The organism is Pseudomonas sp. KB-10, assembly GCF_018221585.1.
Lineage (GTDB): Bacteria > Pseudomonadota > Gammaproteobacteria > Pseudomonadales > Pseudomonadaceae > Aquipseudomonas > Aquipseudomonas yangonensis.
The window spans coordinates 338,246-363,605 of the sequence record NZ_QYYB01000001.1 but is presented as its reverse complement, the minus strand read 5'-3'; the positions used below and the strand labels follow the sequence as shown (position 1 = coordinate 363,605).

Genomic DNA, 25,360 nt, shown 5'->3' with positions numbered 1-25,360 from the left:
CGGAGGCCCCGTTGATACAGGCCTGCATGGCGCCTGGTTGGTCACCATCGCCCCCGGTTCTCGTCACCCTGCTGGTGTGCTTCGGCGTCATCCTGCTGGCGCACTGGATGACCCGCCAGGGCGACTTCCCCGGACGCGACAGCTTCATTCTGCTGCACCTTTCCAGCCTCTGGTGGATGGCCTGCTCCTCGCTGGAGCTGAGCGTGATGTCGGCCGAGTGCAAGATGTTTCTCTCCGGCCTGGCCTGGCTCGGAATCCTGTTCACGCCCACCTTCTGGGCGGTGTTTCTCTGGCAGTACGTCAACAGCGTGCGCACACCTGTGCCGCGCGCCGGCTTGCTGGCGCTGAGTCTGATGCCTGTGCTGGTCTGGATCGTTGCGCTGAGCAACCCCTGGCACGGGCTGTTCTACCTTGCCAGCAGCGGTCCGATCGACGACAGCCCCGGGGCTCCGGTGCGTTATCGGCATGGTCCGCTGTTCTACGTTACCGCAGCTTATGTCTACCTGCTGATGGTGTTCTGCATGGGCGTGGTGGTGCGTGCCGCGGTACTCAGCCAGGGGCTTCATCGGCGGCACTATCTGGGTTTCGCGCTGGTCACGGCAGCGCCCTGGACGGCCAACATCGCCTACGTTGTGTTTGGCTGGACCGTGTTTGGCGTCGATCCCACGCCGTTCTGCTTCGCTTTCACCCTGGTCGCCTTCGCCTGGCTGATTCTCGGGGTGCGCCTGTTCGACCTGATGCCGGTGGCGCGTCACCTGCTGCTCGAAGCCCTGATCGACCCGGTGCTGGTGGTCGACCCGCGCGGGCGGGTGATCGAGGCCAACCCGGCAGCACTCAGGCTGGCGGGCCTGCAGCAAGGCTGGCAGGGACGGGCGCTGGCCGACTGGCCGGTATTCGGTGCCGATCTGCAGCGCTTGCTCGAACAGCACCAAGGCGAGGCGAGCGAGCAGATGCTCAGCCTGACCAGCGCCGCGCGCTACTACGAAGTGCGTGTGCGCGGGATCGAGCGCACCACGCGCAACGGCCCGGTTTTGCTCGGGCGCATGCTCTATGTGCGCGACGTCACGCTGAGGCATCTTGCCGAGCTCAAGCTGGCCGAGGCCCTGGCGGTCAGTGAAGAGCGTTTGCGCACCATCTCGGTTCTGCATGAGCAGCTGCGCGAGCAGGCGCTGTGCGATCCGCTGACCGGGCTCTACAACCGCCGCTATCTGGATGAGTTCTTCGACCGCGAACTGGCAAGGGCGCAGCGCGAAAATCTGCCATTGGCACTGGCGCTTATCGATCTCGACCATTTCAAGCGACTTAACGACGAGTGCGGCCACCTGGTCGGCGACGATGTACTCAAGTCGGTGGCTCAGCACCTCTTGGACAACCTGCGCAGCACCGACGCCGTGTTCCGTATCGGTGGCGAAGAGTTTTTGCTGATATTGCCGGGCGCCGATCCGCGTGAGGCGGTCGAACGTCTGCAGGGTATCTGTGCGCAACTGGCGGCACGCGATATCGCCACCCGTGGGGGTGATCAACGCGTGACCCTGTCCGCCGGCCTGGCCTATTGGCCAGAGCAGGGGCAGGCGCTCGACGAGCTTTTGCAGGTCGCCGATGCCGCCCTCTACCAGGCCAAACGCGACGGTCGTAACCGCGTCTGCGGCTTGCTGGCAGATGGCGATGCCAGCCATCCATCCCGGCAGGCAGCATTGCGCGGCGACTCGGGTTAAACTGCGTGCGATTTTTCTCTTTCCGGAGTCCTCCATGTCCCGCGTCACCCTGAGCCGCTACCTGATCGAGCAGACTCGCAGCCATAACACCCCGGCCGATCTGCGTTTCCTTATCGAAGTCGTGGCGCGGGCCTGTAAGGCGATCAGCCACCAGGTTTCCAAGGGCGCCCTCGGCGGCGTACTGGGCAGCCTGGACAGCGAGAACGTGCAGGGTGAAGTGCAGAAGAAGCTCGACGTCATCTCCAACGAGATCCTCCTTGAGGCCAACGAATGGGGCGGCCACCTGGCCGGCATGGCCTCCGAGGAAATGGACAATGCCTACCAGATCCCCGGCAAGTATCCGAAAGGCGCCTACCTGCTGGTATTCGACCCGCTGGACGGCTCCAGCAACATCGACGTCAACGTCTCGGTCGGCACTATCTTCTCGGTGTTGCGCTGCCCGGATCGTAACGGTGACACCGGCGACCTGGGCGAGGATGCCTTCCTCCAGCCGGGCACCCAGCAGGTTGCGGCCGGCTACGCCATCTACGGCCCGCAGACCATGCTGATGCTGACCCTTGGTGACGGCGTCAAAGGCTTCACTCTGGATCGTGAACTGGGCAGCTTCGTGCTCACTCACGACAACATCAAGGTGCCGGAGTCGACCAAGGAATTCGCCATCAACATGTCCAACCAGCGCCATTGGGAGGCGCCGGTACAGCGTTACGTCTCCGAGCTGCTGGCTGGCGAGACCGGGCCGCTGGGACGCAACTACAACATGCGCTGGATCGCCTCGATGGTGGCCGACGTGCATCGCATCCTCACCCGTGGCGGTGTGTTCATGTACCCGCGCGATGCCCGCGAGCCGGACAAGCCGGGCAAGCTGCGCCTGATGTACGAAGCCAACCCGATGTCGATGATCATCGAGCAGGCCGGCGGTGCTGCCACCGACGGTAACCAGCGTATTCTCGATATCCAGCCCACTTCCCTGCACCAGCGCGTACCGGTGTTTCTCGGTTCCAAGGAAGAAGTGCTGCGCATCACCGCGTACCACCGCAACTGATGCCCGCCTGGCAGCCGCTGCTCGACTGGTGGTTCGGTGCCGATCACGGCACGGCCGCCGAGGTGGCGGCGGCGCGCCAGAGGTTGTGGTTCGGCAAGCGCGACAGCCAGGACCGTGAGGCCGAGACGCGTTTCGGCGCACTGGTCGAGCAGGCACTGGCTGGCGAGCTGCAAGGCTGGGCGGACGTTCCGCAGGGCTGGCTGGCGCAACTGATTCTGCTCGACCAGCTGCCGCGCATGATCTATCGCGATACGCCGCGGGCCTTTGCCGGTGACAAGTTGGCGCAGCCGTTGTTGCAGGATGGCCTGGATAGCAACTGGGATCTCAGGCTGGCGCCCATCCAGCGGGTCTTTGCCTATCTGGTGTTCGAGCACGCCGAGGATCTGGCCTTGCAGAACCGCGCCGTCGAGCTGTTTGCCAGCCTGCTGAACCAAGCCGCTGCCGACGAGCAGGCATTGTTCGCCAACTTCCTCGATTTTGCCGAGCGCCACCAGCGGATTATCGCCCGTTTCGGGCGCTTCCCCCATCGCAATGCGATTCTTGGACGCGCCTGCAGCGACGAAGAACAAGCCTTCCTGCGGGAACCCGGCTCGCGTTTCTGAACTCCAATCGGGCAAGTCGTCGCCGGCTATGCCAAGCTTGCTGGCATCTTCCCATCAGGAGCTTCATCCATGTCGATGCGTATCGTCGCGTTGCTCGCCTGCTGCCTGCTTGCCGCTTGCAGCAAGATCAATCAGGAAAACTACTCCAAGCTCAAAGCCGGCATGAGCAAGCAGGAAGTGGAAAGCCTGCTCGGCGCGCCGGGCGAGTGTGCCGGCGCACTGGGGATGACCAGCTGCACCTGGGGTGACGACAAGGCCTATATCAGTGTCCAGTACGCCGGGGACAAAGTCATGCTGTTCTCCGGCAAGGGACTCAAGTAAACAGGAGCTTCCATGCGTTCGATCCTAATCGCCAGCGCCGTTCTCGCCCTCGCCGGCTGTGCCAACTCCGGTACCGGCAGCATTCAGAAGCCGCCACCGCAGACCATGCAGGTCGACCTGCAGCGCTACCAGGGCACCTGGTACGAATTGGCGCGCCTGCCGATGTTCTTCCAGCGCAACTGCGTGCAGTCCGAAGCGCATTACGGTTTGCGTGACGATGGCCGCATCGACGTGACCAACCGCTGCCGCGACAAGGACGGGGAGTGGATCGAGGCCAAGGGCGTCGCCGAACCGCAGGTCGAAGGGAAGACCGACAAGCTGTGGGTACGCTTCGACAACTGGGCCAGCAAACTGCTGCCGATCAAGGGTGACTACTGGGTGATCTACCACGACGAGGATTACCGAGTGGCGCTGGTTGGCCATCCTGAGCACAAATACCTGTGGCTGCTGTCGCGCACCCCTGAGGTGGATCAGCAAACCCGCGACAAGCTGCTGAGCATCGCGCGCGAGCAGGGTTACGTGACCTCGGACCTGATCTGGCGCCAGGCCGACTAGCCTGTAGCCCGGATGTAATCCGGGGATGCCTACAGGGTATTTCCCGGGTTGCATCCGGGCTACGGATCACTCCCAATCCAGGCGCACGAGCTTCCATTCGCCGCCGTCTAGCCACCACTCCAGTTTCACCGAATAGTGCCGCGCACTGTCGGGGATCAATCCTTCGGCCCCGCTCAGGCCAACCTGCGCCTCGGTGTAGCCCTTGCTGCTGATTGCCGAGTCGATCCAGCTTTTCTTGCCCAGGGCGAGCACCTTGACGTTCTTGTGGCGCAGAAACAGCAGGGTCATGGTGCCCTTGGCCCATTCGCGGTCAAGCTCCTGGCGGGCCAGGAAATCGCCATGCAACTGGTCCATCACCGCGCCGGTGCTCTTGGCCTCGATATTGTCCTGCAATTGCTGCACGGCCGCTTCCAGTGCAGCCTGCGGGTCGTCACGACCGCCGCAGCCTGCGAGCAGGAGGGTGAGGGTCATGAACAGCGACCAGAACAGATGACGCATCGACATGCTGAACTTCCTTTTCATGGTTATGATGCCAGGCAGAGCGGACACGGCAGTTGTAGCCCAGCCAACAGGAGCCAACCATGCAGACTTTGTATCCGGAGATCAAACCCTACGCACGCCATGAGCTGGCGGTCGAGGCGCCGCACGTACTGTACGTCGACGAGAGCGGCTCGGCGGATGGGTTGCCGGTATTGTTCATTCATGGTGGCCCAGGGGCAGGCTGTGATTCTGCCAGCCGCCGTTATTTCGATCCTGCACTGTATCGCATCGTTACCTTCGACCAGCGCGGCTGTGGCCGTTCCACGCCCCACGCGAGTTTGGAGAACAACACCACCCAGGCGCTGATCGGCGATATCGAGCGTATTCGCGAGCACTTGGGGATAGACAAGTTCGTGCTGTTCGGCGGCTCCTGGGGTTCCACCCTGGCGCTGGCCTATGCGCAAACGCATCCACAGCGTGTGCACGGGCTGATTCTGCGCGGCATCTTCCTGTGCCGGCCGCAGGAGTTCAGTTGGTTCTACCAGGAGGGCGCCAGCCGCCTGTTCCCCGATTACTGGGAAGACTACGTCGCACCGATTCCGCCTGAAGAGCGCGGCGACCTGATGCAGGCCTTTTACAAACGCCTGACCGGCGCCGACCAGATCGCCCAGATGCACGCGGCCAAGGCCTGGTCGACCTGGGAAGGGCGTACCGCCACCCTGCGTCCCAATACCCAGGTGGTCGAGCGCTTCAGCGAGGCGCACCGGGCGTTGTCCATCGCCCGTATCGAATGCCACTACTTCGTCAACAACGCCTTTCTCGAGCCGAACCAGCTGCTGCGCGACATGCCGAAAATCGCCCATTTGCCGGGCATCATCGTGCATGGTCGCTACGACGCCATCTGCCCGCTGGATAACGCCTGGGCGCTGCACCAGGCCTGGCCCAACAGTGAGTTGCAGATCATCCGCGACGCTGGCCACTCGGCGGCGGAACCTGGTATCACCGATGCGCTGATCCGCGCCACTGAACAGATGGCCCGCCGTCTGCTCGACCTGCCGCCGGAGGATGCATGAAGCTGCTGATCCAGCGCGTCACTGGCGCGCGGGTAGAGGTCGAAGGTGAAGTGGTAGGGAGCATCGATCAGGGCCTGCTGGCGCTGGTCGGCATCGAGCCGCAGGATGATCAGGCCAGCCTCGCCCGCGCCCTGCACAAGCTGCTGAACTACCGCGTATTCAGCGACGAGGCGGGCAAGATGAACCGCTCGCTGACGGACGTGCAGGGAGGTCTGCTGCTGGTCTCGCAATTCACCCTGGCCGCCGATACCAAGAGCGGCATGCGCCCCAGCTTTTCCAGCGCAGCGCCGCCTGCGCAGGGCGCTGCACTGTTCGATGCCTTGGTCGAGATGGCCAAGGCCCAGCACCCTCAGGTCGGCACCGGACGCTTCGGCGCTGATATGCAGGTGCACCTGGTCAACGATGGGCCGGTGACCTTCCTGCTCGAGGTGTGAGCCTGGAGTTGAGGGACCTGCACAGCTTTCGCGGCTAAAGCCCCTCCCACAAGAGTGTGGATGCGCTGGCAAAAGCAGGCATGCCACGTCCCCGTGGGAGGGGCTTCAGCCGCGACTACAATCAGCGCTGTGCATCGGGTGGACAACGCGAAGCTTGCCCACCGCCCGCAGGGTGCGTCGCGCGCTCCAGCGGTTCAAAGAACGCGATCAGAACAACCGGGCCAGCAACGCCGGCACCGCCGTTTCCACGCGCAGGATGCGCTCGCCCAACTGCACCGGCTGCAGGCCTGCGGCTTGGCGCAGCAGATCGACTTCGTAGGGAATCCAGCCACCTTCCGGGCCGATGGCCAGGGTCACCGGCTCCTGCACGGCGCGTGGGCAGGCCGGGTAGTCGCCCGGGTGGCCGGCCAGGCCCAGCGTGCCGGCTGCCAATGCCGGCAGGCGATCCTCGACGAAGGGCTTGAAGCGTTTCTCGATGCTCACCTCGGGCAAGACGGTGTCGCGCGCCTGCTCCAGGCCGAGAATCAGCTGTTCACGAAGCGCTTCGGGGGCGAGAAAGGGTGTCTGCCAGAAGCTCTTCTCCACCCGGTAGCTGTTGACCAGCACCAGACGCGGTACGCCCATCGCGCTGACGGTTTGCAGCACACGTTTGAGCATCTTCGGGCGGGGCAGGGCGAGGATCAGAGTCAGGGGCAGCTTGGCCGGTGGCGGCTGGTCGAGGCTGACCTGCAGCTCTGCATGTTCGGCGTCCAGCGAGAGCAGTTGCCCCTCGCCCATCAGCCCGCCAAGGCGGCCGACGCGCAGGCGGTCGCCGGCCTCGGCGCGATGCACCTCATGCAGATGCTTCAGACGTCGGCCGGTGAGGCGTACCCGATCGACGCCAATGAAATCGGCGTCTTCCAGCAGCAGCAGATTCACGACAGGGGCGCGGGCGGCTGGTCTTCGGGCTTGGCTTCTTCCTCGGGCTGCTCCTCGTCACGCTTGCGCTTGACCAGCGCACCGGCCAGCAGGCCGCTTTCGAACAGCAGCCACATGGGTAGGGCCAGCAGGGTTTGCGAGAACACGTCCGGCGGCGTCAGCACCATGCCCACCACGAAACAGCCGACGATCACGTAGGGACGGCTCTTGCGCAGGGTGGCGACGTCGACCAGGCCGACCCAGATCACCAGAAAGGTGGCGATGGGAATCTCGAAGGCCACGCCGAAGGCGAAGAACAGGGTCAGGACGAAGTCCAGGTACTGGCCGATGTCGGTCATCATCGCCACGCCCTGCGGGGTCACGCTGGCGAAGAAGCCGAACATAATCGGGAACACTACGAAATAGGCGAAGGCCATGCCCGCATAGAACAGGAAGATGCTGGAGATCAGCAGCGGTACGGCGATGCGCCGTTCATGGGTGTAAAGCCCCGGCGCGATGAAGCCCCAGGCCTGGTGCAGGATCACCGGCATGCCGAGAAACAGCGCGCACATCAGCGTCAGCTTGAACGGCGTGAGGAAGGGCGAGGCGACGCCGGTGGCGATCATCGTCGCGCCTTCCGGCAGGTAGGCGCGCAGCGGCGCCGCCACCAGGGCGTAGATGTCCTGGGCGAAATAGAACAGGCCGGCGAAGATCACAAAGATAATCACCACGCAACGCAGCAGGCGCGTGCGCAGCTCGGTCAGGTGCGAGACCAGGGGCATTTCCTGGTCGGCGTCCGGCAGTTTGCTCATGGCTGGGGATTCTTGTCCTGGGCGGCGGGCTGGGGCGTTTCGGCGGGCTTGCCGGTCTCGTTGACCGGCTTGAGGCTGGTGGTGTCGAGGATGTCCTGCTTCATCGCCTTCATTTCCCGCTCCAGCTCGAGAATCCGCTCGTTGTGCAGTTGGCGGCGGATCTCGTCGGCGCCGATCTCGCGCTCCACTTCGGCCTTGATCGAGTTGAAGCTGCGCTTGATCCGGCCGATCCACAGGCCGGCCGTGCGTACCGCGCCCGGCAGACGCTCAGGGCCGAGCACTACCAGAGCCACCAGGCCGACCAGCAGCAGTTCGGTAAAACCGATGTCGAACATGGCTTAGTCTTTCTTCGCCGGCTCTTCGACCTTGCGTGCCTGGGCGTCGATGGTCTGCCCCTTGGGCTCTTCGACTGCCGGCTTGTCGGCTTCGCCGTTGTCCATCGACTTGCGGAAGCCCTTGATCGCGTCGCCCAGGTCCGAGCCCAGATTCTTCAGGCGCTTGGTGCCGAACAGCATGACCACGATGAGCAGGATGATCAGGAGTTGCCAGATGCTGATACCGCCGAAACCCATGATGCGTTCTCCGTTGTGAAAGTTATTCGGATTGCGGTCGCGCGGCTTTTTCCGCGTGGCCGGAGAGGCCGAAACGGCGATCCAGTTCATCCAGCACGGCCTGCGGATGCTGGCCGAGGGCGGCGAGCATGACCAGACTGTGGAACCACAGATCGGCGGTTTCGTAGATCAGGTCCTTGCAGTCACCGCTGGCGGCGGCGTCCTTGGCGGCGAGAATGGTTTCCACCGATTCCTCGCCGACCTTTTCCAGAATCTTGTTCAGGCCCTTGTGATACAGGCTGGCGACATACGAACTGTCCGGCGCTGCACCCTTGCGCGCTTCCAGTACTTCGGCCAGGCGGCTCAGGGTGTCACTCATGGCTGTGTCCTGCATAGATGGCGTGCGGATCTTTCAGCACGGCGTCGACGGTCTTCCAGCCGCCATTCTCGTACACGCGATAGAAGCAGCTCTCGCGCCCGGTGTGGCAGGCGATGCCGCCCAGTTGTTCGACCATCAGCACGATGACGTCTGCGTCGCAGTCCAGGCGCAGTTCATGCAGCTTCTGCACATGGCCGGACTCCTCGCCCTTGCGCCACAGCTTGCCACGCGAGCGTGACCAGTAGATGGCGCGCTGCTCGCTGACGGTAAGGGCGAGAGATTCGCGGTTCATCCAGGCCATCATCAGGATGCGGCCGGTCTGGTGGTCCTGGGCGATGGCCGGCACCAGGCCGTCTTCGTTCCAGTGGATTTCGTCGAGCCAATCGTTCATCGGTGTTCCAAGTCTGCCGGCGCTGCCGGACTGTCAGTTCGCCAAGTGTGCCAGTGCTGTGGCTGGCTGGCTATCGGCGCAGCACCAGATAGAGACCGCCACCGACCATCAGCCAGGCTGGCCAGGCAACCAGCAGCGGCGCCAGGCCTTGAACGGTGCCTGCGCCGATCAGTGCGGCGCCGAGCAGGCGTAATGGCCACTGGTCGCGGTTGGGGCGCTGCTCTTCGCGCTGCTGCGAGCGCTGCAGGCGTTCCAGGGTGTCGCGGGCGATCTGCGACAGGTGCGGCACCTGCTCGGCCTGCTGCTGCAGGTTGCGCAGCAGGTGCAGCGGGCTGATGCGCTCGCGCATCCAGCGCTCAAGGTAGGGCTGGGCAGTGCTCCACAGGTCCAGATCCGGATACAGCTGGCGGCCCAGGCCTTCGATATTGAGCAGGGTCTTCTGCAGCAGTACCAGCTGCGGCTGCACCTCCATATTGAAGCGACGTGCGGTCTGGAACAGGCGCAGCAGCAACTGGCCGAAGGATATGTCCTTCAGCGGTTTCTCGAAGATCGGCTCGCACACGGTGCGGATGGCGGCTTCGAACTCGTTGACCTTGGTTTCTGCCGGTACCCAGCCCGAGTCGATGTGCAGCTGCGCCACCTTGCGGTAGTCACGCTTGAAGAAGGCCAGCAGGTTGCGCGCCAGGTAGTCCTGGTCCTCGTCGGTGAGGCTGCCGACGATGCCGCAGTCGATGGCGATGTACTGCGGGCTCCAGGGCGTGCGGGTGCTGACGAAGATGTTGCCGGGATGCATGTCGGCGTGGAAGAAGCTGTCGCGGAACACCTGGGTGAAGAAGATTTCCACGCCGCGCTCGGCCAGCAGCTTCATGTCGGTGCGCTGGTCGGCCAGGGTGGCCAGGTCGGTCACCGGGATGCCGTAGATGCGCTCCATGACCAGCACCTGGTGGCGGCACAGGTCCCAGTAAACCTGCGGCACGTAGAGCAGTGGCGAGCCTTCGAAGTTGCGCCGCAGCTGGCTGGCGTTGGCCGCCTCGCGTAGCAGGTCGAGCTCGTCGTAGATGGTCTTCTCGTAGTCGCTGACCACCTCCACCGGATGCAGGCGGCGGGCATCGGCAGAGGCCCTTTCGGCGATGCGGGCGATCAGAAACAGCCAGGCCAGGTCCTGGCGGATAACCGGCTTGAGGCCGGGACGCACCACCTTGACCACCACTTCCTCGCCGCTCTTCAACTGCGCGGCGTGGACCTGGGCCACCGAGGCCGAGGCCAGCGGCTGGCTGTCGAAGCGGGCGAACAGCTCGCTGACCGGGGCGCCGAGCTGGCGCTCGATCAGGGCGATGGCCTGATCCTCGGGGAACGGTGGCACGCGGTCCTGCAGGTGGGCCAGCTCGTCGGCGATGTCCGGCGGCAGCAGGTCGCGACGGGTGGACAGCAACTGGCCGAACTTGATGAAGATCGGCCCCAGGTCCTCCAGAGCCAGGCGCAGGCGCGCGCCGCGCGACAGCGCCAGCGGCTTGCGTGGCAGCCAGCGCCAGGGCAGCAGGCAGGATAGGGTGCGCAGCCAGAACGGCAGCGGCAGCTCGAAGAGCATTTCGTCCAGTTGATAGCGGATCACTACGCGCTGGATGCGCAGCAGACGGCGAACGGCAAGCAGCTTCATGCGTCGGGCTTATGGGCAGAAGTGAGGCGCTCGATGCGTGCTTCCAGGCGGTCGAGGGCGAGTTTCAGTTGGTCCAGCTCGGCGAAGCGCACATCGGCTTCGCGCTGGCCCACCAGGGTTCGTGATTCTTCGGCCAGGTAGTCGGCCAGATCCTGCCTGAGGCTGGCGGCGCCGTTGCTGGCCAGGTTCACCCGGCTGCGCAGATGGCCGGCGAGCAGGGTGGTGGCCACCGGGCCGAGCCAGCGCGAGACTTCGTATTCCCAGTCCAGCTCCAGATCCTGCAGGACGCCGGCCAGTTGCAGCAGCACGGCGCTGTCGCCATCGAGCGATACTTCGGGACGATGCAGCACGGCGGTCTTCTCGCGGCTCAGGGCCAGACGCGCCAGGCTGGCAGCCGGTGCTGTCAGCGTACAGTCGGCGGGCGCATGCCATTGCGCAGCCAGCTGCAGACCATCGCCGCTGGGCAGGATATACAGCTCAAGTGCCGGGCTCTGGCACTGCACGGCGATAACCTTGCCGCTGAGTGCCTGCAGACGCGGCAAGGCCGTACCATCGAGGCGCAGGACGCGGTTGAGGCCCGTCTCGACGCCTGCCAGCAAACCCGTGATGAGCATTAAGGCTTGATGCCTCTGTGCAGGGCGACGATGCCGCCGGTCATGTTGTGGTAAGTGACGCGCTCGAAGCCGGCGTCGACCATCATCGCCTTGAGGGTTTCCTGATCCGGGTGCATGCGGATCGACTCGGCGAGGTAGCGGTAGCTGTCCGAGTCATTGGTGATCAGCTTGCCGGCCAGCGGCATGAAGCTGAACGAGTAGGTGTCGTAAGCCTTGGCCAGTAATGGGTTGCCGGGCTTGGAGAACTCCAGCACCAGCAGCCGCCCGCCCGGCTTGAGCACGCGCAGCATGGAGCGCAGGGCGTCTTCCTTGTGCGTTACGTTGCGCAGGCCGAAGGCGATGGTGACCACGTCGAAGTGGTTGTCCGGGAAGGGCAGCTTCTCGGCATCGGCCTGGACGAACTGCACATTGCCGGCCACGCCCTTGTCCAGCAGGCGGTCGCGACCGACCTTGAGCATGGAGTCGTTGATGTCGGCCAGCACCACTTCGCCGGTCGGACCGACCAGGCTTGAGAATTTGCGGGTCAGGTCACCGGTACCGCCGGCGATATCCAGCACGCGATTGCCCGGGCGTACGCCTGACAGCTCGATGGTGAAGCGCTTCCACAGGCGGTGCAGACCGCCGGACAGCACGTCGTTCATCAGGTCGTACTTGGCCGCCACCGAGTGAAAGACTTCGGCTACCTTCTCTGCCTTCTGGCTTTCCGGCACGTCCTGGAAACCGAAGTGAGTGGTGGGTTCCTGTTCCTGGGCCTTGCGTGGATCGCTCATGTCGCTCTCACCGGATAGAAAACCGCCCCATTCTAAAGGCGCCTGGCGCCTTTGTCTTGCCTGGGTGCCCGCTCGCCCAATGGGCTGGTAGAGTGATGTGACTTCATGCCGCAGCCGTGCGGCGCGCTGCCAGTTCAAGGAGTTGCCATGTCCCGCATTCGTGTCGAACGATCCCATACCCTCGGTCGCGAGGGCGCCCGCGAAAAGGCCGAGCGCCTGGCCGAACGCCTGGCCAGCGAGTACGACGTACGTTATCGCTGGAATGGCGACGTCCTGGAGTTCAAGCGCAGTGGTGCCGATGGCAGCATTGCAGTGGGTGAAGACACCGTACGTGTCGAGCTCAAGCTCGGCCTGCTGCTGTCGCCCATGGGCGGCATGATCCAGCGCGAGATCGAGCAGGTCTTGGATAAGTCGTTGGTGTGAAGGGGCTGCAGGCCGCAGGCTACAGGCGGCAGGTAAGAGCAAAAGCAATTCGCTACGCTGCTTGGCCTGAAGCCTGAAGCCTGAAGCCTGAAGCCTGAAGCCTGAAGCCTGAAGCCTGAAGCCTGAAGCCTGAAGCCTGAAGCCGCTCTTAGTATGTGATTTCTAATTTTTCTCCCTAGGGTGTACCCAAGCCTGCATTCCGTGGGCGTTTCCGCTAACTGTCAAAGCGCGTGAGGTGCACCATGTCGAAAGTTGCCGTGAAGAAAAAAACCGAAGCCGTGGTCGAAGACAAGGCCGGTCTGTTCGACGACGTGAAGGGCTATGCCCGCAAGATCTACCTCGCCGGCCTGGGCGCTTATGCCAAGGCGGGTGCCGAGGGGGCCGAATACTTCAAGGAACTGGTCAAGGCCGGTGAAGGCGTCGAGAACAAAGGCAAGAAGCTGGTCGACGAACAGGTCGAGGCCGCCAACAGCCAGATCGAATCGGTCAAGCAGTCGGTCAATTCCAATGTCACCAGCGTTAAAGGCAAGGTCGAAGTTCAACTCGACAAGATCGAGAAGGCTTTCGATACTCGTGTGGCTTCCGCTCTGAACCGCATCGGTATTCCGTCCAAGCAGGATGTAGAAGCACTCTCTGCTAAGCTGGATGAGCTGAGCGCGTTGCTCGAGCACGTCGCGCGTACCAAATAAGGAGATCAGGATGGCTGTTAAGAAGAAAACCGAGAAACAGACCAGCTCCTGGATCGGCGAGGTCGAGAAATACTCGCGCCAGATCTGGTTGGCAGGCTTGGGCGCTTACTCCAAGGTCAGCAAGGACGGCACCAAGCTGTTCGACTCGCTGGTCAAGGATGGCGAGAAGGCCGAGAAACAGGCCAAGACCGAAGTCGACAAGCAGGTCGGCGCGGTCAAAGCCGGTGTCGGCTCGGCCCGCTCCAAGGTCGACGAGGTCAAGGGCAAGGCGTTCGGCAAGTGGAGCGAGCTGGAAGAGGCGTTCGACAAGCGTCTGAATAACGCCATCTCGCGTCTGGGCGTGCCCAGCCGTAACGAAGTCAAGGCGCTGAACGACAAGGTCGACAGCCTGACCAAGCAACTGGAAAAGATCGCTGGCGTGTCGGCCAAGTCTGTCGCCAAACCTGCTGCCAAAGCGGCGCCCAAGCCTGCTGCCAAGGCCGCTGCCAAACCTGCAGCGAAGCCGGCCGCCAAAGCTGCAGCCAAGCCAGCCGCTGCCAAAGCTACCGCGAAACCGGCCGCTGCAAAACCGGCCGCTAAAGCTGCGGCCAAGCCGGCAGCCAAGGCCGCAGCGAAACCCGCTGCCAAGCCGGCTGCTGCAGCCAAGCCAGCGACGGCCGCCAAGCCGGCGGCCAAACCGGCCGCGAAACCGGCTGCAGCGAAAAAACCGGCCGCGAAAAAGCCAGCCGCGCCCAAGGCGGCTGCAGCGAAGCCGGCAGCACCGGCTCCGGCCCCGACGGCTGCTGCGACTCCGGCAGCTGCACCGGCTCCGGCAGCTACTCCGGCGACTCCCGCCACCTCGTCCTGAGTTTCTCGGGATCAAAACGCCCGGCCTGGTGCCGGGCGTTTTCATTTCAGGTCGTGGAGTGGCGCTGCAACTGCGGATGTGCGTCAGGCTTCCAGATAACGCTGTGCCAGATGCTCGACCGTGCTGCGTGATGGCTGGTTCAGGTGCGGCGCGACCAGCATCATGATCTGGTACACCACCAGGCGCACTTCTCCTTCCTGATCGAGGATGCGCTGGTAATCGAGGGAAAACAGCAGAGTCAGGGTGATCTGCTCGACCAGTTGGCCGAGCGCCTGGGTGTCGCTGTTCAGTTGACCGTCGGCCATCAGGCGGGCGAGCAGGGCGGCCAGGGTGCGTTTCAGCGCGTTCAGCCAGTGGCGAATGCCGCGCGCCAGTTTTGGCAGCCGTCCGGCCAGGTTGGACATGTCCTGGAAGAGAAAGCGGTACTGCGACAGGCGTTCGACGATCAGATGCAGGAACAGCCAGTAGTCCTCGACATCCAGTTCGGCCTCGGCTGGTGGATCGAGCAGCGGCGCCATCTCGGCCTGGAAACGTTCGAACAGCTCCAGCACCAGCGGCTCCTTGCCGTGGAAGTGGTAGTAGAGATTACCCGGGCTGATGTCCAGTTCGTTGGCGATCTCCAGGGTGGAAACGTTGGGCTCGCCCTGCTCATTGAACAGCTGCAGGGCGGCTTGCAGAATGCGTTCGCGGGTTTTCATCCTTGGCTTCTTGTTCGGCTGGGCGCGATGGGCTGACGATAACCGGCCGCTACGCTGCCGGCCATTGCTTTCAACGGATATGCACGTAGGTGCCCGGTGCCGCCTCCATGGCCGGATGGCTCTGGTTGCCCAGCGCCATCAGGGTTTCCCGCTGCTCGCCGGAACGCGCCTGAATCCACTCCAGCCACTGAGGCCACCAACTGCCCTGTCGATGCCGGGCGTCGTGGTACCAGGCGCGCGGGTCGGAGGTGAGCTTGGCGTTCTCATGGTAGTTGGCCTTGGGGTTGCCCGGCGGGTTGAGAATGCTCTGGATATGGCCGCTGTTGGAGAGGATGAAACGGCGGTTGCCGCCGAGCAGCAGGGTCGAACGATAGACCGCATCCCAGGGCGTGATGTGATCGTTGATGCCGGCCACGCTGAAGCTGTCGACGTTGACCTTGGCCAGGTCGACCGGCGTACCGCACACCTCCAGCCCACCGGCACGGCGCAGCGGGTTGTGCTTGAAGAAGTCGATCAGGTCGCCATGCAGGGCCGCGGGCAGGCGGGTGTTGTCGTTGTTCCAGTAGAGGATGTCGAACGCCGGTGGCTGCTTGCCGAGCAGGTAGTTGTTGATCCAGTAGTTCCAGATCAGGTCGTTGGGGCGCATCCAGGCGAACACGCGGGCCATGTCGCGGCCATCGAGCACGCCCTGCTGGTAGGAGCGGCGCTTGGCCGCTTCCAGGGTTTGCTCATCGGCGAAGAGCATGGCCGGGCTGTCGATCTGGCTGTCGAGCAGGCTGACCATGTAGGTGGCGCTGGAGACTTTACGCAACTGCCGACGTGCCTGCAGATGGCCTTGCAGGGCGGCGATGGTGAGGCCGCCGGCGCAGGCGCCGAGCAGGTTGACGTTCTTGCTGCCGCTGATGGCGCGGCAGGCGTCGACGGCGTCCTCGACGGCCTGCACATAGCTCGACAGGCCCCATTCGCGGTGGCGCGGATCCGGGTTGCGCCAGCTGATCATGAAGGTCTGCAAGCCGTTCTTCAGTGCGTACTGGACGAAGCTCTTGTCGTTGGACAGATCGAATATGTAGTACTTGTTGATCTGCGGCGGCACGATCAGCAGCGGCCGCAGGTACTGCTTTTCGCTCATCGGCTTGTACTGGATCAGCTCCAGCAGCTCGTTGCGAAATACCACGGCGCCGGGCGTACAAGCCAGGTTACGGCCGATCTCGAAGGCGTGCTTGCTGACCTGGCTGGGCAGGCCGTCGTTATGCAGCAGGTCGTCGAGCAGGTGGCGCAAACCCTTGAAGGCACTGCTGCCGCCGGTGTTGAACAGCTCCTTTACCGCCTGCGGATTGAGCGGGCTGTTGGACGGCGACAGGGCGTCGCTCATCAGCGAGGCGAGAAAGCGTGCGCGGGCGCGATCATCGGCCGACAGGTCGCTGTCATCGATCCACGCCGCCAGCTGTTTCTGCCAGGCCAGGTAGGCCTGCAGGCTGCGTCGATAGAAGGGGTTGAGGTGCCAGGTCGGATCGGCGAAACGCGTATCCTGCGGGTTGACCTTGTGCAGCGTGTCGCCGAGCAGCACGCGGCCCAGCTGGCCGCCGAAGGCCAGCAGATGCCGGCCGCTGCGGACTGGATTCTTCAGGCTCTGGGCGGCCAGCAGGCGCATGGTGGATAACAGATCGCGCCCGCGTACGCCCACTACTGCGCTTTGGGCATTCATGAAGGTGGCAGGTGCCGGCAGTGAGGCCGGGTTCGACTTGTCTCGCATGGGGCAACACTCCGTCGTCAAACCTAGAGACATTCATGGCGCGGACTGCCAGATGCGCGCCTTGTGCTTGTGCCGGCTGTGCAGCAAGCCCTGTACCAGGCGCACGGGAAGTGCATTGCAGAGCGCCTGTGAATAATCGAAGGGGCCATGATCGGCCCCTTCGTCGAGCATGCAGAACATTGCGCACCAAGATGGTGCCGTCAATGCTGGCGCACGGGGGTGGGCTGCGGGTGCATCACCGCACGGTGCCGCTCTTCCTCGAGGAACTTCATGATGATCGGCGCCACCGCTTCGGCGCGGGTCACCAGAAACAGGTGACCGTCGTCGATGATGTGCAGCTCCGAGTTGGGAATGCGCCAGGCCAGCAGGCGCATGTTGATCAACGGAATCAGCGGGTCGTCGTCGCCGGCCATGATCAGCGTGGGTTGGCGAATCTTGTGCAGCCAGTGGATGCTGGTCCAGCCGAGGCCGGCGAACAGTTGCCAGTAGTAGCCCATCTTGCCGCCCGAGCGCACCTTGCTGGCATGCGCCATGGCCAGTTTCGGGTCGCGACGGAAGGCGCCGCCGTAGATGTCCGGGGCGATGCGCACGCCATAGGAGGGTTGCACGTAGCGCCGCGGACTGGCCATGCGCCAGAGCACCTTGGGCTTGCCCGGTACCATCACCGCACCGGCCGAGGTGGCGGCAAGGATCAGCTTCTTGCAGCGCTCGGGGTAGTCATGGGCGAATTGCTGCGCCAGGGCGCCGCCCCAGGACACGCCGATGGCGTTGACCTGACCGTAGTCGAGGTAATCGAGCATGCGCGCCGCCAGCTTGGCCAGACCCGGGAAGCGGTAGGGCGTGGCCGGGGTCGATGAGCCACCGACGCCGGGGACGTCGAAGGCGATGATCTCCAGCTCCGGATCCAGGGCGGCGACGAAGGGCATCACCAGTTCCAGGTTGGCACCGATGCCGTTGAAGATCAGCAGCGGCACCAGTTGGCTGTTGCCCGGCCGCACCGCGGTGCGGATGGTCTGCCCATCGAGATCGATGGTGCGGAATACGAATGGTTGCGGCATGGGCGCAGCCCCTGTGGAGTTGAGCGCTGGCGACGGCCGTCCGGGCCGCCCCCAGGGTTACCAGGGATTACCTGGTTGCACGCCGGTCAGACCGTCGTGGCGTGCGGCACTTCCCGGTGCCGCTGCGGTTGAAGCCGACTATCAGCGTTCGTGTACATAGGTACCCGGGGCGGCTTCGCCGGCCGGGAATTTCTTGTTGCCCAGGGCACGTGGAGCATTCTTGGTTTCGCCCGAGCGCTCGGCCAGCCAGCTTTGCCAATGCAGCCACCAGGAGTCGGCATGCTTGGTCGAGCTTTCCTGCCAGGCCTTCGGGTCCAGCGGCATCTCGCTATTGGTCATATAGCGTGCCTTGGGGTTGCCTGGCGGGTTGAGAATGCTCTGGATATGGCCGCTGTTAGACAGTACGAATTCGCACTTGCCGCCGAACAGATGAGCCGACTTGTAGCAGGAATCCCAGGGCGTGATGTGGTCGGTGGTGCCGGCGACGACGAAGAAATCGCAGGTCACCTGCTTGAGGTCGATCGGTGTGCCGCACACCTCCAGCGCGCCCGGGCGGGTCAGCGGGTTGGTCTGGAACATTTCGATGAACTCGCCGTGCAGTGCGGCGGGCAGACGTGTGGTGTCGTTGTTCCAGTAGAGGATGTCGAACACCGGCGGCTCGTTGCCCAGCAGGTAGTTGTTGACCCAGTAGTTCCAGATCAGATCGTTGGGGCGCATCCAGGCGAACACCTTGGCCATGTCGCTGCCTTCCAGCACGCCGGCCTGGTAGGAGCGGCGCTTCGCGGCTTCCAGAGTCTTCTCGTCGGCGAATAGCGCCACCTGAGTGTCGAGCTGGGTGTCGAGCACGCTGACCAGCAGGGTCAGGGCATTGACCTTCGGCTGGCCGAGCGCGGCGTAGTGGCCGAGCAGCGATGCGGTGGTCAGGCCGCCGGAGCAGGCGCCGAGCATGTTGATGTCCTTGCTGCCGGTGATGGCGCAGATGACGTCGATGGCTTCCTTGAGCGCCTCGATGTAGGTGGACAGGCCCCACTCGCGCTGCGCCTTGGTCGGGTTGCGCCAGCTGACCACGAAGGTCTGCACCTGGCTGCGCAGGAGGAAGCGCGCCAGGCTCTTGTCCGGCGACAGGTCGAAGACGTAGAACTTGTTGATCTGCGGCGGCACCACCAGCAGTGGGCGCTCGTGCACGCTCTCGGTGACCGGCTTGTACTGGATCAGCTCCAGCACGTCGTTGCGAAACACCACGGCGCCCTCGGTGGTGGCCAGGTTCTTGCCGACCTCGAAGGCCTCCATGTTCACCTGACTCGGCATTCCGCCGTTGTGCACCATGTCCTTGGCCAGGTGGGAGAGACCATCGAGCAGGCTCTTGCCGCCGGTTTCGAAGAAGCGCTTGACCGCCGCCGGATTGGCCATGCTGTTGGAAGGCGCCATGGCTTCGGTCATCAGGTTGATCACGAAATGGCCGCGACTGGCGTCCTGCTCGGACAGCGAGCTGTGCTCGATCCAGTCGTGCAGTTCCTTGCGCCAGGCCAGGTAGGTCTGCAGGTAGCGGCGATATAGCGGGTTCTGGCTCCAGGCTGGGTCGGCGAAGCGGCGGTCGCCGTCCTCGGGTTTGAGCGCGGACTGGCCGAGCACGACGTTCTTCAATTCAAGGCCGAAGTGGGCGACGTGCTTGGCGCTGTGGAAGGGTTGTTTGAGCGCCTGAGCGAGCACCATGCGGGCAGAGGTCAAAAGATCCTTGCCGCGGATACCGATCACCGGGTTGAGTCCCAGGGTGTTTTCCGAGGCCTGGCGTTTCAGGTCTTCGTTATTCTTGTCACTCATCTACGACGCTCCAATGTCCTGAGTCGCGCACCGGCCGTGCTCGCGGCGAAACAAGGGCCAGGTACTGCTCGGGTTGCCGGGGGCGGATCGAGTCCGCGTCATGCATTGCATCTGGTTGGGCCAAATGCAGGGAACCTGCCAGTTCCTTGGTTACCCGAGTTTTTGCCGTTAGGCAAGCTGATCGATGGGGCACGAGTATGCCGCGATAGTTTAGAAAAATCGTTCTAACTACCGGGTAAAGAGCAGCGGGGATAAGTGCGGACGCTCTGCGGCGAGGCCTGCGCCCGGACTCAGAGCATCAGGCGTACGACGGACTCGTTGGGGTCGCGGGATTTGCCGGCGGCGCTGAGCTGCGCCAGGTAGTCGGCCCAGAGCTGGTCTTGCCGGGTGGCCAGTTCGTGCAGGTATTCCCAGGTGAACAGGCCGCTGTCATGGCCGTCATCGAAGCACAGTTTCAGGGCATAGTTGCCGGCAGGTTCGATGCGTTCGAGGCCGACATTGAGTTTGCCAGTCTGCAGAATCGGTTGGCCATGCCCCTGCACTTCCGCCGAGGGAGAGTGCACGCGCAGGAACTCGGCGCTGAGCGAGTAACTCTGCTCGCCGTAGCGCAGCTCCAGAGTCTTCGAGGCCTTGTGCAGTTTGATCGCGCTGGGGATGGGCATAGGAGAATTTCCGGCTACAGGCTACAGGCTACAGGCTACAGGCTACAGGCTACAGGCTACAGGCTACAGGCTACAGGCTACAGGCTACAGGCTACAGGCTACAGGCTACAGGCTACAGGCTACAGGCTACAGGCTACAGGCTACAGGCTACAGGCTACAGGCTACAGGCTACAGGCTACAGGCTACAGGCTACAGGCTACAGGCTACAGGCTACAGGCTACAGGCTACAGGCTACAGGCTACAGGCTACAGGCTACAGGCTACAGGCTACAGGCTACAGGCTACAGGCTACAGGCTACAGGCTACAGGCTACAGGCTACAGGCTACAGGCTACAGGCTACAGGCTACAGGCTACAGGCTACAGGCTACAGGCTACAGGCTACAGGCTACAGGCTACAGGCTACAGGCTACAGGCTACAGGCTACAGGCTACAGGCTACAGGCTACAGGCTACAGGCTACAGGCTACAGGCTACAGGCTACAGGCTACAGGCTACAGGCTACAGGCTTTGCTTTGGGCTTGCAGCCTGCCGCCTGAAGCCTGCAGCCGCTTTTAAAGAATATACCGCGACAGGTCTTCGTCCTGCGCCAGTTCGCCGAGATGGCCGTTGACGTAGGCCGCGTCGATGCGAATCGCTTCGCCGTGCTGCTGGCCAGCCAGATCGGAGGCTGTGAAGGAGACTTCTTCCAGCAGACGTTCGAGCAGGGTGTGCAGGCGACGGGCACCGATGTTCTCGGTCTTCTCGTTGACCTGCCAGGCGATCTCCGCCAGGCGCTTGATGCCATCTTCGGCAAATTCGATATTCAGCCCTTCGGTCTTCAGCAGTGCGCTGTACTGCTCGGTGAGCGAAGCGTGCGGCTCGCTGAGGATGCGTTCGAAATCCTGCGGGCTCAGGGCCTTGAGCTCGACGCGGATCGGCAGGCGGCCCTGCAGCTCGGGCACCAGGTCGCTCGGTTTGCTCAGGTGGAAGGCGCCCGAGGCGATGAACAGGATATGGTCGGTCTTGACCATGCCCAGCTTGGTGTTGACCGTGCAGCCCTCGATCAGCGGCAGCAGGTCGCGCTGTACGCCTTCACGCGAGACGTCGGCACCGCCGGCGTTGGCGCGTTTGGCCACCTTGTCGATCTCGTCGATGAAGACGATGCCGTGCTGCTCGACAGCCTCCAGCGCGCGGGCCTTGAGTTCTTCCTCGTTGACCAGGCGCGCAGCCTCCTCGTCGCGTACCAGTTTCATGGCATCGGCGACCTTGAGCTTGCGGCTCTTCTTCTTGCCCTTGCCCATGCTGGAGAACAGGTTCTGCAGCTGGTTGGTCATCTCCTCCATGCCCGGCGGGGTCATGATCTCCACACCCATGGGAGCGTCGGCCACTTCGATGTCGATTTCCTTGTCGTTCAACTGACCTTCGCGCAGGCGCTTGCGGAACAGCTGACGGGTATTGGAATCCTCGCTGCGCGCCGGCTCGTCGCCGAAGCCCTGGCGCGCGGGCGGCAGCAGGGCGTCGAGGATGCGCTCCTCGGCGGCGTCCTCGGCGCGGTGACGGACCTTGGTGATCTCCTGTTCGCGCAGCATCTTCACCGCGGCATCGGCCAGGTCACGGATGATCGACTCGACGTCACGGCCAACGTAGCCGACTTCGGTGAACTTGGTGGCTTCGACTTTCAGGAACGGCGCATTGGCCAGCTTGGCCAGGCGGCGAGCGATCTCGGTCTTGCCGACGCCGGTCGGGCCGATCATCAGGATGTTCTTCGGCGTCACTTCCTGGCGCAGCTCGGCCGGCAGCTGCATGCGCCGCCAGCGGTTGCGCAGGGCGATGGCGACGGCGCGCTTGGCGTCGTCCTGGCCGATGATGTGGCGGTTGAGTTCGTGGACGATCTCGCGGGGCGTCATGGACATGGAATCTGGCTCGCTATCGAATCGGTATGCAGAACGGACGTCACTCGGGGGCGTCCAGTTCCTCGATGGTCTGGTGATGATTGGTGAAGACGCAGATATCGCCGGCAATACCGAGCGCGGTCTCGGCCACTTCACGGGCGGACAGGTCGGTCTTCATCAGCAGTGCGCGTGCGGCCGCCTGGGCGAAGTTGCCGCCGGAGCCCATGGCGATCAGGCCTTCTTCGGGCTCGACGACGTCGCCGTTGCCCGTGATGATCAAGGATGCGTCCTTGTTGGCCACCGCCAGCATGGCTTCCAGGCGGCTCAGGCTGCGGTCGGTACGCCAGTCCTTGGCCAGCTCGACGGCGGCGCGGACCAGATGGCCCTGATGTTTCTCAAGCTGCCCTTCGAAGCGCTCGAACAAGGTGAAGGCGTCGGCGGTAGCGCCGGCGAAGCCGGCCAGCACCTGGCCGTGGTAGAGGCGGCGCACCTTCTTGGCGTTGCCCTTCATGACGGTGTTGCCGAGGGATACCTGGCCGTCGCCTGCCATCACGACCTTGCCGTGGCGGCGCACTGAAACGATGGTGGTCAAGGGTGAATCTCCACGCTGCGGGGCGAACTTGCCCGGATGGAAACTCAGATGGGGTGCCCGCCGCGGCTTTTCAACCAGCGGCGGATCAAACGGTGATCAGCGGACCTGGCGTTGTTGCAACAGCAGGTTGCTGTAGCCGTTGCCGGCCAGGGTCTTCTGCGCCGTAGCCAGTTGCTCGCGACTGGCGAAGGGGCCGACCAGTACGCGGTGCCAGGTCTCGTCGCGTACCTTGCCGGTTTCCACGCGCACGTTCTGCCCGAGCAGAATGATCTGCGCGCGCACGGCATCGGCATCGTCGCGTTTGCGGAACGAGCCGGCCTGGAGGAAGAACTGCGTGGTCACCGGTGCGCTGGCCAGCACCGGTGGTGGAGGCGGCGGCACTTCGCCTTTGAGCGCGGCTTCGGCGCGCGCGGTGTCGATTTTCGCGGCTTCTTCCGGGGTGACCGGCTTCTGCTCAGGTGCCGGTGGCGGCGTTTCCTCCAGTGCTTGCGGCAGGATCACTTCCGACTCCGGCAGCAGGGTGTAGAAGTCGTATTTGGGCCTGGCCGGCTCGGGCTGCGTCGGCTTCGGTTCGGGCTTGGTGCTGCGCACCTGCTCGCCCTTGTCGCGCTTGATCTCGTCGCGGCCCGGTTCGAGGCTGAACAGGAACATGAAGAAACCACCGACCACCAGGCCGCAGGCCAGCCAGATCCAGCCCGGTACGGGTTTCTTCGCCGGGGCCTGATAGCGACTGGCGCCGCGTTTCGGCGCTGGCTTCTTGCGCGCTGCCATTTACATCCGCTCCAGAGTTTCCAGGCCGAGCAGCTCCAGACCCTGCTTGAGGGTGCGGCCGGTCAGGGCAGCCAGGCGCAGACGGCTGTCGCGTGTGGCCTCGCTCTCGGCGCTGAGGATCGGGCAGTTCTCGTAGAAGCTGGAGAACAGGCCGGCGATGTCATACAGGTAAGCGCACAGCATATGCGGCGTGCCTTTCTCGGCGACATTGCCGAGCAGCTCGCCAAACTGCGCCAGTTTGGCTGCCAGGGCCTGTTCCTGATCGGCGATCAGGGTGATCTGCCCGCCGATTTCATCCACGCCTTTGCCCAGCTTGCGGAAGATGCTGGCGACACGGGTGTAGGCATACAGCAGGTACGGTGCTGTATTGCCTTCGAAGCTCAGCATCAGGTCGAAGTTGAAGCTGTAGTCGCTGGTGCGGTGCTTGGACAGGTCGGCGTATTTAACCGAGGCGATGCCGACCACGCGGGCGATCTGGCGCAGCTCGTCCTCGTCCAGTTCCGGGTTCTTGTCCTTGACCAGGCTGTAGGCGCGCTGTTCGGCTTCATCGAGCAGTTGCACCAGTTTCACGGTGCCGCCGTCGCGGGTCTTGAATGGGCGGCCGTCCGGGCCATTCATGGTGCCGAAGCCCATGTGTTCCATTTCCATGCTGGACGGGACGAAGCCGGCCAGACGTGCGCAGGCGAAGACCATCTGGAAGTGCAGGGCCTGGCGCTGGTCGACGAAGTACAGCACTCGGTCGGCCTTGAGCACGCCTGCGCGGTAGCGGGTGGCAGCCAGGTCGGTAGTGGCGTACAGGTAGCCGCCGCCAGCCTTCTGCACGATCAGCGGCAGCGGGTTGCCTTCGGCGTTCTTGAACTCGTCCATGAACACGCACTTGGCGCCATTGTCCTCGGTCAGCAGGCCCTTGGCGGCGAGGTCGGCGACCACCTGTGGCAGGTCGTCGTTATAGGCGCTCTCGCCCTTGACATCGGCCATGGAGAGCTTGACGTCGAGGCGGTCGTACAGTGCCTGGCAGTGCGACAGGGAAATGTCGTTGAAGCGATGCCACAGGCGCAGGCACTCGGCGTCGCCGGCCTGCAGCTGGACCACCAGTTCGCGGGCGCGGTCGGCGAACTCGGGCGACTCGTCGAAGCGTTTCTTCGCTGCGCGGTAGAAGCCTTCCAGGTCGGCCAGCTCGCTCTCGGCGGCCGCCGGGTTTTCCTGCATGTAGGCCAGCAGCATGCCGAACTGGGTGCCCCAGTCGCCGACATGGTTCTGGCGAATCACCGTGTCACCGAGAAACTCCAGCACCCGCGCCACGCCGTCGCCGATGATGGTCGAGCGCAGGTGGCCGACGTGCATTTCCTTGGCCAGGTTGGGCGCGGACAGGTCGACCACCACGCGCTGCGCCGGGCCGTTCTTGCGCACGCCAAGTTTGGCATCGGCCAGTGCCGCTTCCAGACGCTGTGCCAGGGCATCACTGTTCTGGAAGAAGTTGAGGAAGCCGGGGCCGGCGATTTCCACCTTGGTGATCTGCTCGTCGGCCGGCAATGCTGCGATCAGCTTTTCGGCCAGGTCGCGCGGCTTCATGCCGGCCGGTTTGGCCAGCATCATGGCGATGTTGCTGGCGAAGTCGCCGTGACTCTTGTCCTTGGTGTTCTCCACCTGGATGACCGGCGTCAGGCCTGCAGGCAGCACGCCTTCGGCGGTCAGGCGGTCGAGGGCTTGCTGGATCAGGTGGCGAATGCTGTCTTTCATGTTCGGCTCGGGTTGCCTTGGGGCTTTGGTCGAAAACTGCGCATTATAAGAGCAGCAGCAAGCGGCAAGCCACAAGCGGCAAGGAAAAGCGTGCCGCGTTTAGTGGGTAGGGTGGGCTTCAGCCCACCAAGACAGGCCGCTGT

The 25,360-nt window shown here is 63.7% G+C and carries 30 protein-coding genes; 11 read left to right on the top strand and 19 right to left on the bottom strand.

What is annotated here, in order from left to right; translation table 11 throughout:
* Positions 1-26: 26 nt before the first annotated feature.
* The 5 genes from DXK50_RS01630 to DXK50_RS01610 all read left to right on the top strand — a co-directional run bounded on the left by DXK50_RS01630 (position 27) and on the right by DXK50_RS01610 (position 4,235).
* On the top strand, positions 27-1,715 hold the full coding sequence (locus DXK50_RS01630; RefSeq protein WP_249186594.1) for a histidine kinase N-terminal 7TM domain-containing diguanylate cyclase: 1,689 nt from the start codon (positions 27-29) through the stop codon (positions 1,713-1,715).
* Between the two features lie 34 nt (positions 1,716-1,749).
* Positions 1,750-2,757, top strand: coding sequence for a class 1 fructose-bisphosphatase (locus DXK50_RS01625; protein WP_161897855.1), 1,008 nt, complete (start codon positions 1,750-1,752; stop codon positions 2,755-2,757).
* A complete protein-coding gene (locus tag DXK50_RS01620) occupies positions 2,757-3,359 on the top strand; it encodes a DUF924 family protein (RefSeq protein WP_212629141.1) in 603 nt (200 codons plus the stop codon). The genes DXK50_RS01625 and DXK50_RS01620 overlap by 1 nt, the downstream gene beginning before the upstream one ends.
* A 69-nt stretch (positions 3,360-3,428) precedes the next feature.
* A complete protein-coding gene (gene bamE, locus DXK50_RS01615; protein ID WP_017360545.1) occupies positions 3,429-3,680 on the top strand; it encodes an outer membrane protein assembly factor BamE domain-containing protein in 252 nt (83 codons plus the stop codon).
* Positions 3,681-3,692: 12 nt separating this feature from the next.
* Positions 3,693-4,235, top strand: a complete 543-nt coding sequence (locus tag DXK50_RS01610; RefSeq protein ID WP_161868003.1) for a lipocalin family protein — start codon at positions 3,693-3,695, stop codon at positions 4,233-4,235.
* A gap of 66 nt (positions 4,236-4,301) precedes the next feature.
* Here DXK50_RS01610 and DXK50_RS01605 read toward each other — a convergent pair whose 3' ends face one another.
* Complete coding sequence (locus DXK50_RS01605) at positions 4,302-4,739, bottom strand: hypothetical protein (RefSeq protein ID WP_212629140.1); 438 nt, start codon at positions 4,737-4,739, stop codon at positions 4,302-4,304.
* 77 nt (positions 4,740-4,816) lie between these two features.
* Between DXK50_RS01605 and pip the strand changes: the two genes are divergently transcribed.
* Entirely contained in the window at positions 4,817-5,788 is a 972-nt protein-coding gene (gene pip, locus DXK50_RS01600) for a prolyl aminopeptidase (protein ID WP_212629139.1), read from the top strand.
* Positions 5,785-6,222 carry a D-aminoacyl-tRNA deacylase gene (gene dtd, locus DXK50_RS01595; protein ID WP_212629138.1) on the top strand — a complete coding sequence of 146 codons (438 nt, stop codon included), beginning with the start codon at positions 5,785-5,787 and terminating at the stop codon, positions 6,220-6,222. Before pip ends, dtd begins: the two co-directional genes overlap by 4 nt.
* Positions 6,223-6,429: 207 nt before the next feature.
* Here dtd and DXK50_RS01590 read toward each other — a convergent pair whose 3' ends face one another.
* From DXK50_RS01590 to ubiE, 9 genes are all read right to left on the bottom strand, one after another.
* Positions 6,430-7,140 carry a 16S rRNA (uracil(1498)-N(3))-methyltransferase gene (locus DXK50_RS01590; protein WP_212629137.1) on the bottom strand — a complete coding sequence of 237 codons (711 nt, stop codon included), beginning with the start codon at positions 7,138-7,140 and terminating at the stop codon, positions 6,430-6,432.
* Positions 7,137-7,931 carry a twin-arginine translocase subunit TatC gene (tatC, locus tag DXK50_RS01585; protein ID WP_161897853.1) on the bottom strand — a complete coding sequence of 265 codons (795 nt, stop codon included), beginning with the start codon at positions 7,929-7,931 and terminating at the stop codon, positions 7,137-7,139. Before tatC ends, DXK50_RS01590 begins: the two co-directional genes overlap by 4 nt.
* Complete coding sequence (gene tatB, locus DXK50_RS01580) at positions 7,928-8,266, bottom strand: Sec-independent protein translocase protein TatB (protein WP_161868092.1); 339 nt, start codon at positions 8,264-8,266, stop codon at positions 7,928-7,930. The genes tatC and tatB overlap by 4 nt, the downstream gene beginning before the upstream one ends.
* Before the next feature lie 3 nt (positions 8,267-8,269).
* On the bottom strand, positions 8,270-8,503 hold the full coding sequence (gene tatA, locus DXK50_RS01575; protein WP_024306614.1) for a twin-arginine translocase TatA/TatE family subunit: 234 nt from the start codon (positions 8,501-8,503) through the stop codon (positions 8,270-8,272).
* Between the two features lie 22 nt (positions 8,504-8,525).
* On the bottom strand, positions 8,526-8,861 hold the full coding sequence (locus DXK50_RS01570) for a phosphoribosyl-ATP diphosphatase (protein WP_011920745.1): 336 nt from the start codon (positions 8,859-8,861) through the stop codon (positions 8,526-8,528).
* Positions 8,854-9,252, bottom strand: coding sequence for a phosphoribosyl-AMP cyclohydrolase (hisI, locus tag DXK50_RS01565; RefSeq protein WP_004372946.1), 399 nt, complete (start codon positions 9,250-9,252; stop codon positions 8,854-8,856). The genes DXK50_RS01570 and hisI overlap by 8 nt, the downstream gene beginning before the upstream one ends.
* Before the next feature lie 70 nt (positions 9,253-9,322).
* The gene (gene ubiB / locus DXK50_RS01560) at positions 9,323-10,909 is read right to left on the bottom strand and encodes a ubiquinone biosynthesis regulatory protein kinase UbiB (RefSeq protein WP_161897852.1); all 1,587 of its coding nucleotides are present in this window, start codon (positions 10,907-10,909) and stop codon (positions 9,323-9,325) included.
* Positions 10,906-11,523 (bottom strand): ubiquinone biosynthesis accessory factor UbiJ, encoded by a 618-nt coding sequence (locus tag DXK50_RS01555; RefSeq protein ID WP_161897851.1) that lies wholly within the window; start codon positions 11,521-11,523, stop codon positions 10,906-10,908. The genes ubiB and DXK50_RS01555 overlap by 4 nt, the downstream gene beginning before the upstream one ends.
* On the bottom strand, positions 11,523-12,293 hold the full coding sequence (ubiE, locus tag DXK50_RS01550; RefSeq protein WP_013713709.1) for a bifunctional demethylmenaquinone methyltransferase/2-methoxy-6-polyprenyl-1,4-benzoquinol methylase UbiE: 771 nt from the start codon (positions 12,291-12,293) through the stop codon (positions 11,523-11,525). Before ubiE ends, DXK50_RS01555 begins: the two co-directional genes overlap by 1 nt.
* Positions 12,294-12,440: 147 nt before the next feature.
* Between ubiE and DXK50_RS01545 the strand changes: the two genes are divergently transcribed.
* The 3 genes from DXK50_RS01545 to DXK50_RS01535 all read left to right on the top strand — a co-directional run bounded on the left by DXK50_RS01545 (position 12,441) and on the right by DXK50_RS01535 (position 14,252).
* Positions 12,441-12,716 (top strand): polyhydroxyalkanoic acid system family protein, encoded by a 276-nt coding sequence (locus DXK50_RS01545; RefSeq protein WP_161897849.1) that lies wholly within the window; start codon positions 12,441-12,443, stop codon positions 12,714-12,716.
* A 242-nt stretch (positions 12,717-12,958) separates the two neighbouring features.
* Positions 12,959-13,405, top strand: coding sequence for a phasin family protein (locus tag DXK50_RS01540; protein WP_161868077.1), 447 nt, complete (start codon positions 12,959-12,961; stop codon positions 13,403-13,405).
* Positions 13,406-13,415: 10 nt separating this feature from the next.
* Positions 13,416-14,252 (top strand): phasin family protein, encoded by an 837-nt coding sequence (locus DXK50_RS01535; protein WP_212629136.1) that lies wholly within the window; start codon positions 13,416-13,418, stop codon positions 14,250-14,252.
* A gap of 83 nt (positions 14,253-14,335) precedes the next feature.
* Here the strand turns inward: DXK50_RS01535 and DXK50_RS01530 are convergent, their stop codons facing one another.
* From DXK50_RS01530 to DXK50_RS01510, 5 genes are all read right to left on the bottom strand, one after another.
* Positions 14,336-14,950 (bottom strand): TetR/AcrR family transcriptional regulator, encoded by a 615-nt coding sequence (locus DXK50_RS01530; RefSeq protein ID WP_161897847.1) that lies wholly within the window; start codon positions 14,948-14,950, stop codon positions 14,336-14,338.
* Between the two features lie 70 nt (positions 14,951-15,020).
* Complete coding sequence (phaC, locus tag DXK50_RS01525) at positions 15,021-16,703, bottom strand: class II poly(R)-hydroxyalkanoic acid synthase (RefSeq protein ID WP_212629135.1); 1,683 nt, start codon at positions 16,701-16,703, stop codon at positions 15,021-15,023.
* 200 nt (positions 16,704-16,903) lie between these two features.
* On the bottom strand, positions 16,904-17,761 hold the full coding sequence (gene phaZ / locus DXK50_RS01520; protein ID WP_024306621.1) for a poly(3-hydroxyalkanoate) depolymerase: 858 nt from the start codon (positions 17,759-17,761) through the stop codon (positions 16,904-16,906).
* A 141-nt stretch (positions 17,762-17,902) separates the two neighbouring features.
* Complete coding sequence (gene phaC, locus DXK50_RS01515) at positions 17,903-19,582, bottom strand: class II poly(R)-hydroxyalkanoic acid synthase (RefSeq protein ID WP_212629134.1); 1,680 nt, start codon at positions 19,580-19,582, stop codon at positions 17,903-17,905.
* Positions 19,583-19,872: 290 nt separating this feature from the next.
* Positions 19,873-20,244 carry a gamma-butyrobetaine hydroxylase family protein gene (locus tag DXK50_RS01510; RefSeq protein WP_161868055.1) on the bottom strand — a complete coding sequence of 124 codons (372 nt, stop codon included), beginning with the start codon at positions 20,242-20,244 and terminating at the stop codon, positions 19,873-19,875.
* Here DXK50_RS01510 and DXK50_RS01505 point away from each other — a divergent pair.
* Complete coding sequence (locus tag DXK50_RS01505) at positions 20,237-20,779, top strand: DUF6944 family repetitive protein (protein WP_212629133.1); 543 nt, start codon at positions 20,237-20,239, stop codon at positions 20,777-20,779. The two genes, DXK50_RS01510 and DXK50_RS01505, sit on opposite strands and share 8 nt — an antisense overlap.
* Before the next feature lie 15 nt (positions 20,780-20,794).
* On the opposite strand, the gene hslU is transcribed toward DXK50_RS01505, so the two are convergent.
* The 4 genes from hslU to argS all read right to left on the bottom strand — a co-directional run bounded on the left by hslU (position 20,795) and on the right by argS (position 25,217).
* Entirely contained in the window at positions 20,795-22,135 is a 1,341-nt protein-coding gene (gene hslU / locus DXK50_RS01500) for an HslU--HslV peptidase ATPase subunit (RefSeq protein ID WP_212629132.1), read from the bottom strand.
* 40 nt (positions 22,136-22,175) lie between these two features.
* A complete protein-coding gene (gene hslV, locus DXK50_RS01495; protein WP_024306625.1) occupies positions 22,176-22,706 on the bottom strand; it encodes an ATP-dependent protease subunit HslV in 531 nt (176 codons plus the stop codon).
* A gap of 96 nt (positions 22,707-22,802) precedes the next feature.
* Positions 22,803-23,477, bottom strand: coding sequence for an SPOR domain-containing protein (locus DXK50_RS01490; protein ID WP_212629131.1), 675 nt, complete (start codon positions 23,475-23,477; stop codon positions 22,803-22,805).
* Positions 23,478-25,217, bottom strand: a complete 1,740-nt coding sequence (argS, locus tag DXK50_RS01485; RefSeq protein ID WP_212629130.1) for an arginine--tRNA ligase — start codon at positions 25,215-25,217, stop codon at positions 23,478-23,480.
* Between the last annotated feature and the right edge of the window lie 143 nt (positions 25,218-25,360).